The organism is Neolewinella aurantiaca (genome assembly GCF_008014675.1).
Taxonomy (GTDB): Bacteria; Bacteroidota; Bacteroidia; order Chitinophagales; family Saprospiraceae; genus Neolewinella; species Neolewinella aurantiaca.
Map to the genome: position 1 here is coordinate 95,143 of NZ_VOXD01000004.1, position 17,715 is coordinate 112,857.

The following is a 17,715-nucleotide window of genomic DNA, read 5'->3' on the forward strand; positions in this document are numbered from 1 at the left end:
TTGCCGAAGCTCCTTTAAAACAGGGCGCAGGCGCAGGTGCAAAATGAGGTTTTTAAAACAGCAATGAAGCGAGTACTCCTCATTACCTACTACTGGCCGCCGAGCGGAGGCATCACCGTCCTGAGGATGCTGAAGTTTGCCAAGTACCTGCGGGCAACAGGTTGGGAACCGGTGATCTTCACCGCCGAGGGCGCACACTACCCAACCATTGATCCCACCAACGAACGGGATGTGCCCCAGGGAATAGAAATTATCCGCCAGCGGATCTGGGAGCCTTATTCGCTCTACAAGAAGTTCATGGGCAAACCCGCGGACGAAAACGTGAACAACGTTTTCTATACCGATGATGCCGATGGGGGCTGGAAGCATAAAGCAGCAGTATGGGTCAGGAGTAACTTCTTTATCCCCGATGCGCGGGCAACCTGGATCAAAGGATCGGTTAAACGATTGAACGCTTACCTGGCCAAACACCCAGTAGAAGCCATCCTCAGCGACGGGCCACCGCACTCAAATACCCGTATCGCCACCCTGGTGAGCCGGGCAACCGGAACCCCCTGGCTGGCTGATTTTCAGGATCCGTGGACTCAGGTAGATTACTACCAACTTCTCAACCTCACCCGTTGGGGCCGAAACAAACACGAACGCCAGGAGCAGGAAGCTTTCGCGCAGGCCAAACGGACGACCATAGTAAGCCCGAGCTGGAAGCACGATCTGGAAGCCATCGGAGCAAAAAACGTGGAAGTAATTCCCTACGGCTACGACCCGGAAGATTTTGCAGACCTGAAACGGTCTGCTCACCAAAAATTCACCCTTACGCATCTGGGGATAATGGGCTACGACCGTAACCCTGTTAACCTCTTCGCGGCCATCGCGCTGCTTAAAAAAGAACTACCTGATTTTGCGGACGACTTCGAACTCCGCCTTTTCGGGCAACTGGACTACAGGGTCAAAGAAAATATTCTGGCGGCGGGCATCGGTGATCAGACCAACTTTGCCGGCAACGTAGCCAGAGCCGAAGCGCTGCAGCAACAGGTAGACAGCCACCTGCTGTTGCTGTTGCTCAATCAGCAAGAGAACGCAAAGGGCCGGATTCCCGGAAAATTATTTGAATACCTGGCCGCGCGCCGTCCAATTCTCAACTTTGGGGGCACCGACAGCGACGTAGCCGGCATCCTGAACGAGACCAAGAGTGGTTCTACTTTTGGTTACGATGCTTCGCCGCAGGAGATTGCCAGGGTGTTGAAAGAGGCTTACTCCGATTATAAATCAGGTAAAGCAGTACAAATGGATGCCGAAGTGATCAAAGCCTACAGCCATCCTGTTTTAGTGAAAAAACTGGGAGAACTGCTGGATGAAATGACGGCGCAATCTCCAACATGAGGTGTGTGCCATAAAATGAACCACTATCACGAATTCGCCGCCTGTTACGTCTCCCTTCTCCTGAGGAGAGGGGCAGGGGAGAGGGAAATCCGCCCATGTTCTTGGTACACACGGCATCAGCCCGCTCCCGGCAGAATATATTTTCTTAACACCTTTCATTGCACCGGCGTCCGCGCCCTGAAAAATATAACTGAACAAAAATGAGCATAGTAGAAAAAACAATCCTAGTAACCGGAGGAGCAGGATTCATTGGCAACCATGTTGTGCGCCGTTTGGTCAACAAATATCCCGATTATAAAGTCGTGAATCTGGATGCTCTGACCTACGCTGGTAACCTGGAAAACGTTAAAGACGTTGCCGACGCCGCTAACTACAGCTTCGTTAAGGCCGATATTACAGACCTGGAGGCCATTCGTTCGGTCTTCGCTGTCTACAATCCGGACGTAGTGATCCACCTGGCCGCCGAGAGCCACGTAGATCGCAGCATCGAGGATCCTTTGGTATTCGTGAAGACGAATTTGATGGGGACGGCAACTATGCTTCAGGTCGCCAAAGAAAGCTGGAGCGAAAGCAACTACGACGGTAAGCTTTTTTACCACGTCAGCACCGACGAGGTATACGGTAGCCTGGGCGAGCAAGGCTTTTTTGTTGAAGAAACCCCCTACGATCCGCGCAGCCCTTACTCGGCTTCCAAGGCCGGCAGCGACCACCTAGCACGTGCCTGGAACCACACTTTTGGTCTGCCGGTAATTGTGTCTAACTGCTCCAATAATTACGGCCCGTACCAGTTTCCGGAGAAATTACTGCCGCTTTTTATCAACAACATCAAGCACGTAAAGCCGCTACCGGTCTACGGTAAGGGAATCAACGTCCGCGATTGGCTCTACGTAGAAGACCACGCCCGCGCTATCGATGATATTATGCACAAAGGCAAAGTTGGAGAGACGTATAACATCGGTGGCCACAACGAGTACCGCAACATCGACCTCATCATGTTGCTGTGCAAATTGATGGACAAAAAACTGGGCCGTCCTGAAGGAACGAGCGAGGGCCTCATTACCTACGTTACCGACCGTGCCGGACACGACATGCGTTACGCCATCGATGCAACCAAGCTGAAAGAAGACCTGGGCTGGGAGCCAAGCCTCCAGTTCGAAGAAGGCCTTTCCAAAACGATCGACTGGTACCTCGACAACGAAGAATGGCTGGAGAGCGTAACCTCCGGCGCTTACCAAAATTACTACGAAAAAATGTACGGAGAGTAGATAGTTGGTAGTGTGTAGTGCCCGGCACTCGTTGGTACTGCCTACTACATTCTACCCAATACATTCTACTCTCTACCTATACTCACTAGTATGAAAGGAATTATACTCGCCGGTGGCTCCGGAACAAGACTATACCCTATTACCCAGGGCGTTTGCAAGCAATTGATGCCTGTTTACGACAAGCCCATGATTTACTACCCGCTCTCTATTCTGATGCTGGCGGGAATCAGAGAAATCCTCATTATTACTACTCCGGAGGACAACACTGCCTTCCGTAACCTGTTGGGGGACGGAACCGATCTGGGGTGCCGTTTCGAGTACGCTATCCAGGAAGTCCCCAACGGATTGGCCCAGGCTTTTGTGATTGGCGAAGACTTTATCGGTGGAGACAAAGCCGCGTTAATCCTCGGCGATAATATCTTCCACGGAGCAGGACTGAGTCAATTGCTGCAGGAAAGTGCAAAACTTGAAACTGGTGCGCGGGTATTTGCTTACCCGGTACACGATCCTGAACGGTATGGCGTAGTGGAGTTTGACAACGAAAAGCGGGCTATTTCCATCGAGGAAAAGCCAGCAGAACCGAAAAGCAATTACGCGGTGCCGGGGCTCTACTTCTACGACGAGCGAGTCACTGAAATAGCAAAGAACATTGCGCCCAGCGCCCGTGGCGAATACGAAATCACAGACGTGAACCGGAAATACCTGGAAATGGGCGAACTGGAAGTAGGAGTGATGCAACGGGGTACCGCCTGGCTGGATACTGGTACATTTGAAAGCCTGCACGATGCTGCAGAGTTTGTTCGTGTCATCGAGAAGCGCCAGGACTTCAAGATCGGATGCATCGAGGAAGTTGCGTGGCGGATGGGGTACATCTCTAAAGATCAACTGATGGCCATCGCAGCTCCGCTGAAGAAAAGCGGGTACGGAGAGTACCTGGAACGACTGGCATAGTTCTCCTCTCAGACGGCTGAACGTGGACGATAACAATTTAGAAGAACGAGTTACTATTGCCAACCATCAGCCTAAGATACTTCAGGTTCTTCTACGGCTACCTCGGCAATGGAGTTTGGCTCACACTCGTGGCCAGTATGTTTATGGCCGTGTTGGACGGCATCGGCCTTACGATGTTTCTCCCCCTGATGCAGGCAATGGATGGCGATACTTCAGGAGGCGCGGCCGCAGGTGCAGGGGAAGGGATGGGGAACATGGCTTTCCTGCTGGAGGCTATAGCGGCCACTGGCCTTGGAGTCAACCTTGTAAACCTGCTCCTGATCATGCTAGGCTTCTTTGTACTTAAGGGCGTGGCAAAGTTTGCCTCAGAATACTACCGGGTAATTCTGAGACAACGCTTCGCCAATAAAATGAGGTTAAACAATATGCGGCTTTTGGCCAGGTACGATTATGCTGCATTTATGGGGGCAGACTCCGGCCGGATACAGAATTCCTTCAGTGCCGAAGTAAACCGGGTAACGATGGCGTACCAGCACTATTTCGTGATGCTGCAGTATGCAATCATGTTGCTGGTGTACGCAGGGTTGGCTTCCCTGGCGAACCCTAAGTTCGCGCTGATGGTAGGGGCCGCTGGTTTGCTCTCGAACTTTGCTTTCAGCAAAATCTATAAAGCAACGAAAACCGCCTCCACTAAATTGACGGAGGAAATGCACGCCTTCCAGGGCTTTCTGATCCAAAGCATAGCAAGTTTTAAGTACCTCAAAGCGACGGGGCTGATCAATAAGTACAAAGACAAAGTGGAAGACTCCATCATCACGGTAGAAGGGTTTCAGCGTAAAACGGGAACCCTCAGTGCCATCGCGAACGCTCTGCGTGAACCCATAATCATGCTTATTGTGGTGGTAGCCATCCTGGTTCAGGTGCTGGTATTCGGAGAACGACTCGGGCTGATGATTCTCAGCCTGTTGTTTCTGTACCGGGGCCTCGGGTCACTGGTGGGCGCACAGAACGCCTACAACATGTTCCTTAGTCAATCGGGATCGATCGACAATATCGAAGCGTTTGGCAAGGAACTGACCGCAGATCAGGAGGTTGTCGGCAGCCAACCCTACCGGGGAATGACCGCCGGCATCAGCCTCAAAAAATTGCGCTACACCTACGGTGAAGGGACGGTAGTGGAAAACCTGAGCTTCGATATTCCGCACAAGCATACCATCGGCATCGTCGGGGCAAGCGGTACGGGAAAAACTACCCTGGTAAACATCCTCTGTGGTCTGCTGAAGGTAGACCGCGGCATGCTTACCATCAACGGAACAGACGCGAACGACCTGGACACAGTGGCTTACCGCGCCAAAATCGGTTACGTTACCCAGGAAGCGCAGATATTCAGTGATACCATCTACAACAACGTCAGTTTCTGGGACCCGCTGACCGACGAGGTGAAAAACCGGGTTCACGCTGCTTTGAAACTGGCCCACGCCGACGGGTTCGTGAACGACCTGAACCAAGGGGCTGACACCGTGGTCGGAATCAATGGGATCAACCTGAGTGGTGGGCAGCGGCAGCGCATCTCGATCGCCCGCGAGCTTTACCGCGAAGTAGACCTCCTGATTCTGGATGAAGCCACCTCAGCACTCGATTCGCAGTCGGAAAAGCTCATTCAGGAGAATATCGAGAGCCTGGCCGGGCGTTACACGATACTGGTCATTGCACACCGGTTGTCCACCATTCGTAAAGCCGACGAAATACTGTTTCTGCACCCCGGCGGGAAGTATGAAACGGGCACTTTTTCTTCGCTGATGGCTTCTTCTCCAGCTTTCAAAGAGATGGTCGCTTTACAGTCTTTCGGTAACATTGAATGAGACCCGCCTGAAGCCGACCTCTGCAAAAGGTATACGCTGACCGGCCGAACAACCGACGATCTAACGCCTTTTCCCCCATCAATCACAACATGAACAAAAGAGTACTCATTACCGGTGCTGCCGGGTTCCTGGGCAGCCATCTCAGCGATCGTTTCCTCAAAGAAGGTTACGAAGTGATCGGGATGGATAACCTGATTACAGGCTCGATGGATAACATTGCGCACCTGATGCCACGTGAGGATTTTACCTTCTACCACCACGACGTGAGCAAATTTGTTCACGTAGCGGGAGAGCTAGATTACATCTTGCACTTCGCGTCGCCCGCCAGCCCGATCGACTACCTTAAAATGCCGATTCAAACGCTGAAAGTAGGTAGCCTCGGTACCCACAACCTCCTTGGCCTGGCCAAGGCAAAGAACGCCCGGATGCTGATCGCATCTACCAGCGAAGTCTACGGCGACCCGCTCGTTCACCCCCAAACGGAAGACTATTGGGGTAACGTAAACCCCGTTGGCCCACGCGGCGTCTACGACGAGGCCAAACGATTCCAGGAAGCAATGACGATGGCCTACCACACCTTCCACGGCCTGGAGACCCGGATCGTCAGAATCTTCAATACCTACGGACCACGGATGCGGGTTGACGACGGACGGGTGCTGCCCGCCTTCATCAGCCAGGCAATCAGGGGCGAAGGGCTCACCGTATTTGGCGATGGCAGCCAGACGCGTTCCTTCTGCTACGTTGATGACCTCGTGGAAGGTATTTACCGCCTCCTGCTGAGCGATTTCGCCCAGCCCGTCAACATCGGCAACGGAGACGAGATCACTATCATGGACTTTGCCAGGGAAATCCTTGCGCTCGTAGGTAACGACAAAGCCTACCTCGACCACCGGCCACTGCCGGTAGACGACCCCAAAAAGCGCCGGCCCAATACCGACCTGGCCAAAAAAGTGCTCGATTGGCAACCAACCATCAGCCGGGCCGAAGGTCTGGCCAAAACATTGCCTTACTTTCTCGATAAAGTGAAGTAAGCCACCGCCGCTTTTTACCGGTACCCCCCGCAGAACAATCATCCGGGCAAATTGCCCCTGACTATAAAAAATGACAATTCCTCAAGGAAATACATCAACGCTGAATCCCGATCAGATGCTGACGGAACTGCGCGGCGGCGAAAAGGCCATCTCTGTCATAGGGCTGGGATATGTAGGCCTTCCGCTTGCGTTGGAGCTGGCGAAGAAATTCCGTGTCATTGGTTTCGATATTTCGGAGTCACGCATACAAATGATGCAGGAAGGCAAAGATCCCAGCGAAGAACTGGACGCTTCAGACTTTGCTGACAAAAACATTGTTTTCACCTGCGACCCCGCCGTAATACAAGAGGCTTCTTTCTATATCGTTGCCGTACCTACTCCCGTAGATGAGAGCCGCACGCCCAACTTAAAGCCCCTTATGAGCGCCACCGAAACGGTGGGCAAAGCCCTGAGCGCAGGAGACATCGTGGTGTTCGAGTCAACCGTTTACCCCGGCTGTACGGAAGAAGACTGCGTTCCGGTACTCGAAAAAGAAAGCGGACTTAGCTTCGGTGAATTTACCGTGGGTTACTCTCCCGAACGGATCAACCCGGGCGACAAAGTACATACCGTCGCTTCCATCATGAAGGTGGTAAGCGGCAGCGACCCCGAAACCCTGAAGGTAGTGGCGGGTATTTACGGCGACGTAATCACCGCCGGAATCCACGAAGCGAAAACGATCAAAGTAGCCGAAGCCGCTAAAGTGATCGAGAACAGCCAGCGCGACGTAAACATCAGCTTCGTCAACGAACTGAGTATGATCTTCAGTAAAATGGGGATCGATACCCAGGACGTGCTCGAAGCCGCCGGTACGAAGTGGAATTTCCTGCCCTTCCGGCCCGGCCTGGTCGGCGGCCACTGCATCAGTGTAGATCCATACTACCTGTTGCACAAGAGCGTAAAAATGGGTTACGACCCTCAGGTGATCGCCAGCGGACGCAGGGTGAATGACCAGATTCCCAGCTTTATCGCTAAGCAAATCGTTCAGCATCTGCTGAAAGCGGATGTACCTCTCAAAACCAGTAAAGTACTGGTGCTCGGCGTTACATTTAAAGAAAACGTCGCCGATATCCGCAACTCAAAAGTAGTGGATATGGTCCGGGAACTGATGGATTTCGACATCAGCGTAGACCTGTACGATCCCCACGCTAATCAGGAAGAAGTCGCTCATGACTACGGCCTGACCATGGTTGATGAAATCGGCGAAGCCTACGACGCGATTGTAGTCGCTGTGGCTCATAAAGTATTCCGGGCCTATACGCTCGACGATTTCCGTAAGCTCAGCAACAGAACCTTACTTATGTTTGATCTTAAAGGTCTTTACGACCGGTCGGAGCTGAGCCCCGGCGAAACAATCTGGCGGCTGTAAACGCAGTCCCGAACTGCGAAAATATTGTGTGTATCATCAAATGCGCTACTATCACGAATTTGCCGCTTGTCACGTCTTCCCTCTCCCGAGGAGGGGGCTGGGGGAGAGGGAAATCCGTGCATCTCGTGATACAGACGAAAATATCTATTCCCTTTTCGAAAAAAATAATCCCTGTAAATTGAAAAAGTTAACGTTAATCTTCCTGCTACTTTGCTTCACGGTTTCGGTACAGGCCCAAACTCCCGGCAACCCCGCGCAGCAGGCAGCGGTGGAGCAAATGCTGGCCGGGCGCGGTATTGATCAGGAAGAACTCCGCCAGCGACTTGCAGTAAAGGGAATTTACATGGAAAACCTGACCCCGGAGGAAGCTATTCGTTTACGGCCCCAAATCGAAGCAGTTATTGCGGAGATGGAGCAGGAGGAAAAAATCAAAAAGGAAGCAGTATTGTCTGCCGACAAGATCGAAGAAGATGTTGATGATGGGACTTCAGTGGAGGAAGCTACCGCCGAGGTTGCCAGCAAAGAAGTAGATGAAGTATTACCGAAAAGCCAGATTTATGGCCACAACATTTTCCGTAACAGAAGCCTTTCGTTGTTTCAGGCAAGTAACGATGCAACTCCTCCCGAAACTTATCCGCTGAAAGTAGGTGACCAACTCGCGGTGAATATCTTCGGCGCGAGCCAAACGGACTTCGTTCTGCGAATCAACGAGGAGGGCTTTGTGGAGTTGCCGAATACAATCCGTATCCCCCTTGCAGGGGTGTCTCTGGGAGAGGCACGCCGGTTGCTTGCGAACCGGCTGAAGCGTTCTTATACTTTTAGCGACGGGCAATTGACGATTCAGACCCAGGTAACTCGTACAATTAACGTAAATATCTTCGGCGAGGTAACCAATAGCGGAAGTTTCAATATCTCTAGCCTCAATACTGGTTTTAATGCCTTAGTCGCGGCAGGTGGCCCGTCCGAGCGCGGCTCGGTACGTAATATCAAACTTACCAACGGAGATAAAACCACTACCCTCGACGTTTACGCCTACCTGCGTAATCCTGCCCAGCAATCCAGTCAGTTCCTGCAGGATAATGCTATCATTTTTGTGCCCTTCGCCGAAACGGTAGTAGAGGCTACCGGTGGGGTCCAAAGGCCTATGTTCTATGAACTCAAGGCTGACGAAACACTAGCCGATCTGATCGACTATGCCGGAGGAACTACTCCCCGTGCCGAACCCCGCAGTGTCCGCATCACCAGATACGTTGACGGAGAGTTACGGCTGATTAACATTGACCTGACTGTACAGCCTGATTTCGAATTGCAAAACGGTGACGTGGTGTCTGTGCCTGAGGTAGAAAACCCCGTTTCGTCCTTTGTAACCGTGGAGGGAGCCGTACTGCTGCCGGGGCGCTACGCTTTTGAAGAAAGCATGACCGTCGCAACATTGTTAGAGGCCGCCCGCCTGCGGCCCGGAGCACGGCGTGACGTCGCTTTCCTGACCCGTCGTAATGAAGATGGCACCCGCAAGCTCAGCCGCATCGATCTCACGTCAGCAACTACGGGCGCGGACGCGGGTGCAATGATGAAATTAAAGCAAGGGGACGTTCTGCAGATCCTTGCATCGGAGCGGTTTTTGGACCAAGGATTTATAACCATTTCCGGAGCTGTGCGCGACAGCAGCCGCAGCTACCCTTTCCCCGACGATGGAGGACTGAAACTCTCCGAAGCTATTCTTCTTGCCGGCGGTCTGCAGGCCAACGCCCGTAATGAAGCCAGCATTATCCGCACTCCCCGCAATAATCAGGAGGAGCGGGAATACCTGACTGTTCCCCTCAACGAGGCCGCTACCCAAGAGCTGGCTCCGGGAGATCAGGTCGTCATCTACACCCGGGAGCGCTTCACCGACGCTTTCCAGGTCAGTATCCGCGGCGCGGTGCGGCAGCCCGGAAGTTACCGCTACGACCCCAGCCTGCAACTCAGCGACTTGCTGACGTTGGCTGGCGGCTTCCGCCTCGAAGCCGCTCGTAATAAAGTAGACGTCTTCCGTCTGTCCATTACGCAGAATGAACCTACCCAAACCCTTACCGCTACGCTTGAGTTTGACAATGACTTCCAGCTGCTCAGCAGCTCTGACCCCAACTTCCAGCTTCAGCCTTCCGACATCATCGTAGTGAGAAGCGCCCCGGAATTCGAAAATATTCAAACGGTATTCGTACAGGGAGAGGTGCGCTACCCAGGGGAATACGCGTTGGATCAGGATAATCTGCGACTCTTAGACCTGGTGAAAAATGCCGGTGGCCTGAGCGGGGAGGCCTTCGCCGAAGGTGCAACGCTGGTTCGCCGTGAAAACAACGTAGGCTTTGTAGTCATTCGTTTAGACGAAGTCCTCTCCGGAGAAGATATTACTACTAATATCGTCCTTAAGCCCGGGGACCTGCTGCGAATCCCGAAGGCTCAGGAACTGGTCTCTATCCGTACTCTCAACACTAACGCCGACAGCATTTTCGTGGATTCCCTGTTACGTTCCGGTGAAATCAACCTCGCTTTCACCGGCGAGAAAAAGGCAGATTGGTACATCAAAAACTTTGCCGCCGGATATGATGAGGACGCTTGGAAAAAGACAACCAGGGTAGTCCTCCCTAACGGAGAGATAAAGGGAACAAAGCGTTTTCTGTTCTTTAAAACTTACCCCATTGTAGAACCCGGCAGCACTGTCGCCGTAGATGCCAAGCCCCCAAGGAAGCAGAAGAAGCCTAAACCGGATAAAGAACCGTTCGATTGGGGCCAGTTTGCCCGGGATACGGTCGCTGCGGCTACTAGTGTGCTGACGCTGATACTGTTAACGCAGCGGATTGATTAGATATGGATTTCCTCGCCAATTACTTCGATAACATATACCTATCGTAGTCAGAATAAAACTCATAATCTACAGACTAATAAGTCTTATTGAATCAGTCAAAAAAATATTATCTGCGGTAGGTCTGGCAAAAGGTTATGTTTACACGTGTAAGTTGCAAGGTAAAACAATACGAGCACGGGTTTTTAGCCTACAGTCTAGAGTGAATAGATGAAAAACTTCAGAAAAAATACAGTTCTTGGATTAAAATGGAATATGGCTAACCGCATGATTAGCCAGGTGCTTAGCCTGATTATTGGTATTGTGCTTGCGCGCCTCCTCAGTCCAAAAGAATTCGGAGTGGTGGGGATAGTGCTGGTATTCCGAGGAGTTGCAGGTCTGTTTCTTGATTTTGGCTTTACTAGTGCAATCATTCAGAATAAAAATTCTGATTCTCGGCACTGGTCAAGTGTCTTCTGGTTCAACCTTATAATCAGTTTACTTCTTGCGATAATTTTTTCCCTATCAGCACCCTTAATCGCTGATTTCTTTAACCAGCCGGCACTGAATGAAGTGACCGTTGCTATCGCGTGGACACTGGTTGTCCAGGCTTTCGGTATGGTTCAGATTTCGCTGTTTCAGAAGGCCCTGCGGTTTAAGAAAATCGCAATTGTTGAACTGATATCCCAAATTATAGCTGGTGTTTTTTCAATATACGCCGCTTATAACGGATGGTCCTATTGGAGCTTGATTCTACAATTGTACATCTCAGGTATTATTCGTGTGCTACTGGTGTGGTGGTTGTCAGATTGGAAACCCATGCTAATCTTTGACTATGGAATCATCAGCGAAATGATGAGCTTCTCTTTTCCGCTCATGGGAACTAAAATAGCTCACTACAGTACACAAAATGTAGACAACCTTATAGTTGGCAAGATGCTTGGTACGGAAGCCCTCGGTATTTACACCCGAGCATATACACTTATGCTTTTACCTCTGCAGGCAGTATCGAGGGTAATCTCATCCGTGATGTTTCCTGCTTATTCCCAGATACAGGATCAACCCGAAAGAATTAAAAAAATTTATTTATCTATTAACCGGGTCATAGCAACGATCACCTTTCCGATGATGTTCGGTCTTGCGGTAGTTGCTGAGTCGTTTGTTCCTGCGGTACTGGGTAATCAGTGGATGGATGTAGTCCCCCTGATCCAGATTTTAGCACCCATAGGAGCCTGGCGTTCGGTGCACACTCTCAGTGGAAACGTACTTATGGCCATCGGTAAAACTAAACTATTGTTTTGGATTACCTTCCCAATCAGTATACTCACGGTTGTAGTAATGCTAATTGGCATATACCTGGATGGGCTGAGTGGGTTAGCTCTCGGCTACTGCCTGGCGAGTTTTTTTAACGGATGTTTTCTGGACTACCAATTGAAGCGGTTTATTAATCTGCCAATTCTGGATAATTACATGAATATTCTTATGCCAGCTTTAGTAACACTACTAATGTGCGGAGCTGTGTACAGCGTAAATATGTTATACGGTAATAATCTATCAGACGTGCTGAGGTTGATCGTATTGGTACTTGTTGGTATAGTAAGTTACGCCGGGCTGTTGGGGATTACCGGTGAAGCCAAGTCAATAGTCCAACTTCTGAAGAGTAGAAAGTTGACGTAGTAAATTGATCCAGTTTTGCCTGGAATTCAGGTTAGTGTGCTAAAATCTGCGGAAAAATAGTTGGTTCACACACTAAAATTCAGCACCATCTTTACTGAACCGTTGCAGACGTAATTATAATTTTCATGATGAGGAATAAAGTTTTGATGCTGCTGGGGATGCACCGGTCCGGCACCTCACTAATGGGACAGTGGTTAGCTAACTGTGGCTTGCACCTTGGTGAAGAAATGCTGGGAAAGTCTGCCAGTAACAAATTTGGACATTTTGAGGATAGAGATTTTCTTGAGTTTCACCGTGCACTGTTAGCTCACAATAACCTCGATTATGACGTTGGTGAGAAGATGAGCATAGAGATACCGACAGAATTTGAAGTCGAAGCGGAAAAGCTCATTGAAGCAAAGAATAACGAGAATGGTCAGTGGGGGTGGAAAGAACCAAGAACATGTCTTTTTTTAGACTTTTGGGACGAAAAAATTCCTGGAGCAAAGTCTCTGGTGATCTACCGTGATTACGAGAATGTTGTCGACTCTTTACTACGTCGATACTTTCATAAGTACGATCACAGAAGAAACTTCATCCTGAAGTTCTGGCACAGGAGAAAGGTTCGCCGTTCACTGAACGACCTGGCTAATCACTTTTTAAGAGTATGGATAAATTATAATGAACATCTCATAAGCTATGTAATCCGTAAGCAGGCTGGTGAAGACTACCTTTTAATCAGCCATTCTGACTTTCTTGAAAAATCGGATATTATTGTCCGTAAACTCGTTCAGGATTGGGGGTTTCAACTTGATCTGGTTGGGATTGAATCTGTCTACAAGGCCAGGGAATTAAGTAAGGGAGCTCGGTTTGATGTCAATTATAAAAAGCAGAATGTTGATGATGCTAAGCGTGTATTGAACAAACTAAGTCAGTTAAGGACTTTGGGTCAATGAAGTACGTTTTAGGGCAGGAATGAAATTTATTCAGGCATTAACACTCAACAACAAAGCGGTCTAAGCAGAACAGACCTTAAACAAATTACAATATGGCTTTTTTCAATAGGCTGTCTAGTTTGTCTAGTCAAATAGCTAACAGACCCTTAAACAGCAAGGCTATTGCTGATAAGGTTTTTTGTATAGGGCTGCATAAAACAGGTACGACAACGCTAGCGAAGTACTTCAAGCAACATGGCTTTCAAGTAACTCATTCAACCAGTTGGGATCGTGACGGAGCGATGCTGAAAAAATACGATTTTTTCTCAGACGGAGGAAGTCATTTCGACGGAGATAATGAGCTTGATTATGAACGGCTATTTTACGACTTCAGGAACGCAAAATTTATCCTGCAAACACGGGATACTGAAAAATGGGTAGTGTCGAAACTAAAACATGCTGGCTGGAGGCCCGATACGGAGGTTCAAGTAGACGACCCTTTAAAAATAAGGCATGAAGATTGGACTTATAAGTCTTACCTGACGGTTAAACGATTTATTGAACACAAAAAAAACTACGAGGAAAAGGTACTTTCCTTTTTCGCGGAACATGGACCTGAAAGGCTTTTGGTAGTTGATATAACCAAAAAAGAAGAACAAGCTAACGAGATTGAAAATATTAAAAAATTTGTCGGACTCAAATCCTTTTCAAATATTAACCTCCCGCACGCCAATAAACGGAAGTCTAGTGTTCATCTTTCGGATGAAACATATGTGTATATTCGAGATGTTATTTCGAGAATGAATAGCGAGCGCTGATTTAAAAGAGGGTGATTGAGATGAGGCGCTTTCATTTTCTTCAGGTGCTAATTTTTTAATGCATTACCAGAGCATATCTAGCATCACCTTTAGCGGGTGTTTTCTGGTCAATTACCATGCCTTAACCTAGAGCGGTTGATTGTTCTGTGAAAAGAAAACAGATCATGTTAGGTGATTTTTGATAATAAACTGATCTTCAACAGAAGAATAAAAAATGACTTATAATAACACCATAAAAAAGGTTTTATGCATCATAGTTACCTACAATGCTTCTGATTGGTTAAATACTTGCATTAGTTCAGTTGTTAACTCCGATTATCCGGTCGATCTTGCTGTTGTCGACAATGCCTCTACGGATGGAACAGCCGACCTCATTAAGAACCAATATCTGGATAGTATCAGTTATTTCTACCCCCTAAACGAAAACTTAGGATTTGGTAAAGCACATAATTTTGTCTTTCATGAATGTGATCTGACTGAATATGACTATGTTTTTCTACTTAACCAAGACGCTGAGATTTCGAGGTCTGGCATTTCAGAACTAGTACAAGTAGCCGAAGGCGATGGAACCTTAGGGATTTTAAGCCCGATTCATTATTACTCGGAAGGAGTTATGGACCGTTCTTTCGCGGGCTATTATGACCGGACCTTGGGAGAAAGAACAAAAATCAACGGTATTAATGTCCGAATGGTAGATTTTGTAAACGCAGCGATTTGGCTTGTTCGCGCTGACCTCATAATTAAACTAGATGGTTTTAACCCATTGTTTCAACATTATGGGGAGGACACTAACTTTGTGCACAAACTTCATGCTGCTGGCTACAGGGTCGGAATTGTTGAGTCTACTGCCGGTTTTCATTATCGTAACCAAGAGGCTACGGGACTGGACCGGCGCTCATTCGCTGATATGTTCTATCTAAAGCGTTTAATTAGATTACTTAACCCCTCACTTTATTTTTTAAAAGAAATCATTGTGCTGCTAGGAGCAGCGGCGAATCACATTTTTTTGTACTTAATTAACAATGAATTAGGTGAGGCTAAAAACATTTTAAATGGCCTGGTAAAACTATTGAAGCAGCTAGCGGTGATTTATCATTACCGTAAATTAACATGATTTTAACCCTCATGACTTGATACGTTTGTACTCAGGTTAATTATAAAGTTTTGAATGTTTTTAACTGCTGTAGGAAGTTGAAACTAGAATTAAATAAAACTTCATTAAAGCACTGACTTACGTTTACTGCCAAAACGCATGTGTCGGAATTTACAACTAATATTATTAGTGTCTAAAACTAAGGTGTTGAATGTTTTCCGATTTAAATAGGCCTGATGTGCGAAAGATTCAGAGTATGCGAGAAAGAGATTACAAATCCGATTTTTATTTGGAGGTGTCTCAAATGTAAGGATAGCCGTATCCTAAAAATGGCAGGGGCGCAAACCAGATTGTCGCTCAACCCCCTCCCAGCCTCCCCACACCGCTGCGCTGGGGAGGAGCAATCGCGACAATCTGGTTTGCGCCCAATGGCAGTGGGGCAGAGTTGCTATCTTGATAGCGACAAAACTCCAAAATATGCTCATCTGCCCCAGCTGCATGAGTGGGAAGGTAGTCAAGAATGGCAAAACCTACTACGGAAAGCAGAATCATAAATGCAAAGATTGTAACCGACAATTCGTGACCAACAACAAACATACTATCACCGACCAATGACGAGAGGACGTCTCTGCTCTACTGGCTAGCCCACTAGAGCGGAGACGTCTGAGAGGAATCTGTCGGTCTATGGGTGTGAGTTTAAGTTGGTTGCTGCCTTACGCTGTAGATGTCTGGGCGGAGACACCAGAGGACTTAGGAGCGAATAACGAATGGCTGAACTCTTTATCGGACGAACAACTTCAAAGCATTAAATTACAGATAGATGAGATGTGGTCCTTTGTTGATTTCAAGAAGAACAAGAAGTGGATTTGGGTAGTCTATTGCCCTGCGACAAAGCAGGCCTTGGCAATGCATATTGGTCGCCGATCAAAAAATGACCTTGAAGCCATTCTACAGAACTTACCTGATCGATTACGCCGCAACTGTAAGTTTGCGACCGACCACTTCGAGAGCTACTATCAGCTGATTCCTAAAGATCCGCACCAGCCAGGTAAAGCTTATACTACTACATAGAAGGTTACTTTGCTGGAGTTCGAGCCAGAGTAAGTAGGCTCGTCCGAAAGGCTCCTAGTTTCTGAAAGGACTTGGATAATCATGTGGCTGCGATCCGATATTTTCTGTGGCAACGAAATCTAGATTCCTATCCTTACATGTGATACACCCCCTTTTATTTTGTTAGAGGGCTAATAGTTCTTTACTTCAAAAAATTATTTGTCTAATAAAGTGTATATGAATCAACAACGTAAAAAGGTGCTATTTATCCACCATGGAAGTGCTTACGGAGGCGCACCAATGAGTTTGCTGTATACCGCACTCGGAATTAAGGAACACGGATATGAGCCTTTTGTAGCGATGGTGCAACCTTCTGATGATCTACGAAAGCTGTACAATGATAATGGTATTGAGACTTTTGAACTTTCAGGATTTCCACGTTATTTTTTTTGGAGTAGCGATAACTATCGGCTATACTATCCGATTGCAATAAAAAAAATCCTGGGTGCTGCATCTAAATATACTTCAGGCAGGGAAAAACTTTTTCTACTTCTGGATTCATTGAAGCCAGATATAGTACATCTTAATTCTGTAACGCTTGTTGCTGCAGTCAGCATGATGCGAGGCAGGACTGAAGAACTCGTATGGCATATAAGAGAATATGGGCCGAAGTACAAGGATTTTCGTTGGAAGTACATCCAGAAACAAATGATGGCCACAGAGAAGGTCATATACCTTTCGGAAGGAGAGCGAAAATCTTGGATCGAACGATCCGACCACGGTATTGTAGTCAATAATTTTGTAAATGTTAATGACTTTTCAGCACCTGATCATCGTGGAAAAGAGAAGAGTATACTTGGAGTAGAAAACTGTTTTACACTGCTTTATGTAGGAGGGTTGAAAAAGAACAAAGGGCCAGAGTTGCTGCTTGAAACTCTGAATAATTTAAAGAAACGTGGGCATAAGGTAAAGTGCCTTATGCCTGGTGCCGTGACACCCGAAGAAGCAAGAGGAGAAACAATTGATGCTTACGCTTCATTCCTTATTGAAAGAATCAATGAGCTAAAATTGAATGATGTCTGTGTAAGATCGCCATTCTCATCAGATATTAGAGCGTTTTTCGTTGCTGCAGATGTTTTGTTGTTTCCTGCAATTTTCCCGCATTTTGCCAGACCAGTTATTGAAGCGAGTGCAATGAAAATTCCAGTAGTAGTAAGCAATTTAGAACCATTAGATGAGTTGGTCATTGATAACGAAACAGGTTTTTTAGCTGAATTGAGTGCCGAATCCTTTAGTGATAAGCTAGAGCGATTAATTAAAGATCCATCTTTAAGAACTGATATGGGCCTAAGAGGTCGTAAGTTTGCGCTTAGCCATTTTGATGCGGAGCAGCAGATAAGGAAAATCGCTAACTATTATGAAGGGTAAGGACAAGTTGAAAC

General features: G+C 48.0%; 14 protein-coding genes. All 14 read left to right on the plus strand.

Translation table 11 applies throughout. The features are described from left to right. Window positions 1–63: 63 nt before the first annotated feature. The gene (locus FUA23_RS03835) at window positions 64–1,380 is read left to right on the plus strand and encodes a glycosyltransferase (RefSeq protein ID WP_147929399.1); all 1,317 of its coding nucleotides are present in this window, start codon (window positions 64–66) and stop codon (window positions 1,378–1,380) included. 200 nt (window positions 1,381–1,580) lie between these two features. Beyond that, window positions 1,581–2,645, plus strand: a complete 1,065-nt coding sequence (gene rfbB / locus FUA23_RS03840; protein ID WP_147929400.1) for a dTDP-glucose 4,6-dehydratase — start codon at window positions 1,581–1,583, stop codon at window positions 2,643–2,645. Between the two features lie 90 nt (window positions 2,646–2,735). After that, entirely contained in the window at window positions 2,736–3,596 is an 861-nt protein-coding gene (gene rfbA / locus FUA23_RS03845) for a glucose-1-phosphate thymidylyltransferase RfbA (protein WP_147929401.1), read from the plus strand. A 56-nt stretch (window positions 3,597–3,652) separates the two neighbouring features. Then, window positions 3,653–5,458 (plus strand): ABC transporter ATP-binding protein, encoded by a 1,806-nt coding sequence (locus FUA23_RS03850; RefSeq protein ID WP_147929402.1) that lies wholly within the window; start codon window positions 3,653–3,655, stop codon window positions 5,456–5,458. Window positions 5,459–5,547: 89 nt separating this feature from the next. Continuing rightward, entirely contained in the window at window positions 5,548–6,489 is a 942-nt protein-coding gene (locus FUA23_RS03855) for a UDP-glucuronic acid decarboxylase family protein (protein WP_147929403.1), read from the plus strand. Window positions 6,490–6,559: 70 nt separating this feature from the next. After that, a complete protein-coding gene (locus FUA23_RS03860) occupies window positions 6,560–7,897 on the plus strand; it encodes a nucleotide sugar dehydrogenase (RefSeq protein ID WP_246144017.1) in 1,338 nt (445 codons plus the stop codon). 178 nt (window positions 7,898–8,075) lie between these two features. Then, window positions 8,076–10,745: an SLBB domain-containing protein gene (locus tag FUA23_RS03865; RefSeq protein ID WP_187270877.1), complete on the plus strand. Its 2,670-nt coding sequence runs from the start codon at window positions 8,076–8,078 to the stop codon at window positions 10,743–10,745. A gap of 207 nt (window positions 10,746–10,952) precedes the next feature. Beyond that, a complete protein-coding gene (locus FUA23_RS03870; RefSeq protein WP_147929405.1) occupies window positions 10,953–12,398 on the plus strand; it encodes an MOP flippase family protein in 1,446 nt (481 codons plus the stop codon). A gap of 125 nt (window positions 12,399–12,523) precedes the next feature. Then, on the plus strand, window positions 12,524–13,333 hold the full coding sequence (locus FUA23_RS03875; RefSeq protein ID WP_147929406.1) for a hypothetical protein: 810 nt from the start codon (window positions 12,524–12,526) through the stop codon (window positions 13,331–13,333). 92 nt (window positions 13,334–13,425) lie between these two features. Next, window positions 13,426–14,130, plus strand: coding sequence for a sulfotransferase family protein (locus FUA23_RS03880; RefSeq protein WP_147929407.1), 705 nt, complete (start codon window positions 13,426–13,428; stop codon window positions 14,128–14,130). Between the two features lie 214 nt (window positions 14,131–14,344). Further along, window positions 14,345–15,244 (plus strand): glycosyltransferase, encoded by a 900-nt coding sequence (locus tag FUA23_RS03885; RefSeq protein WP_147929408.1) that lies wholly within the window; start codon window positions 14,345–14,347, stop codon window positions 15,242–15,244. 477 nt (window positions 15,245–15,721) lie between these two features. Beyond that, on the plus strand, window positions 15,722–15,838 hold the full coding sequence (locus FUA23_RS23055; RefSeq protein WP_406603405.1) for an IS1/IS1595 family N-terminal zinc-binding domain-containing protein: 117 nt from the start codon (window positions 15,722–15,724) through the stop codon (window positions 15,836–15,838). Window positions 15,839–15,907: 69 nt separating this feature from the next. Then, entirely contained in the window at window positions 15,908–16,294 is a 387-nt protein-coding gene (locus tag FUA23_RS03895) for an IS1 family transposase (RefSeq protein WP_147929410.1), read from the plus strand. Window positions 16,295–16,510: 216 nt separating this feature from the next. After that, a complete protein-coding gene (locus tag FUA23_RS03900; protein WP_147929411.1) occupies window positions 16,511–17,701 on the plus strand; it encodes a glycosyltransferase in 1,191 nt (396 codons plus the stop codon). Window positions 17,702–17,715 lie beyond the last annotated feature (14 nt).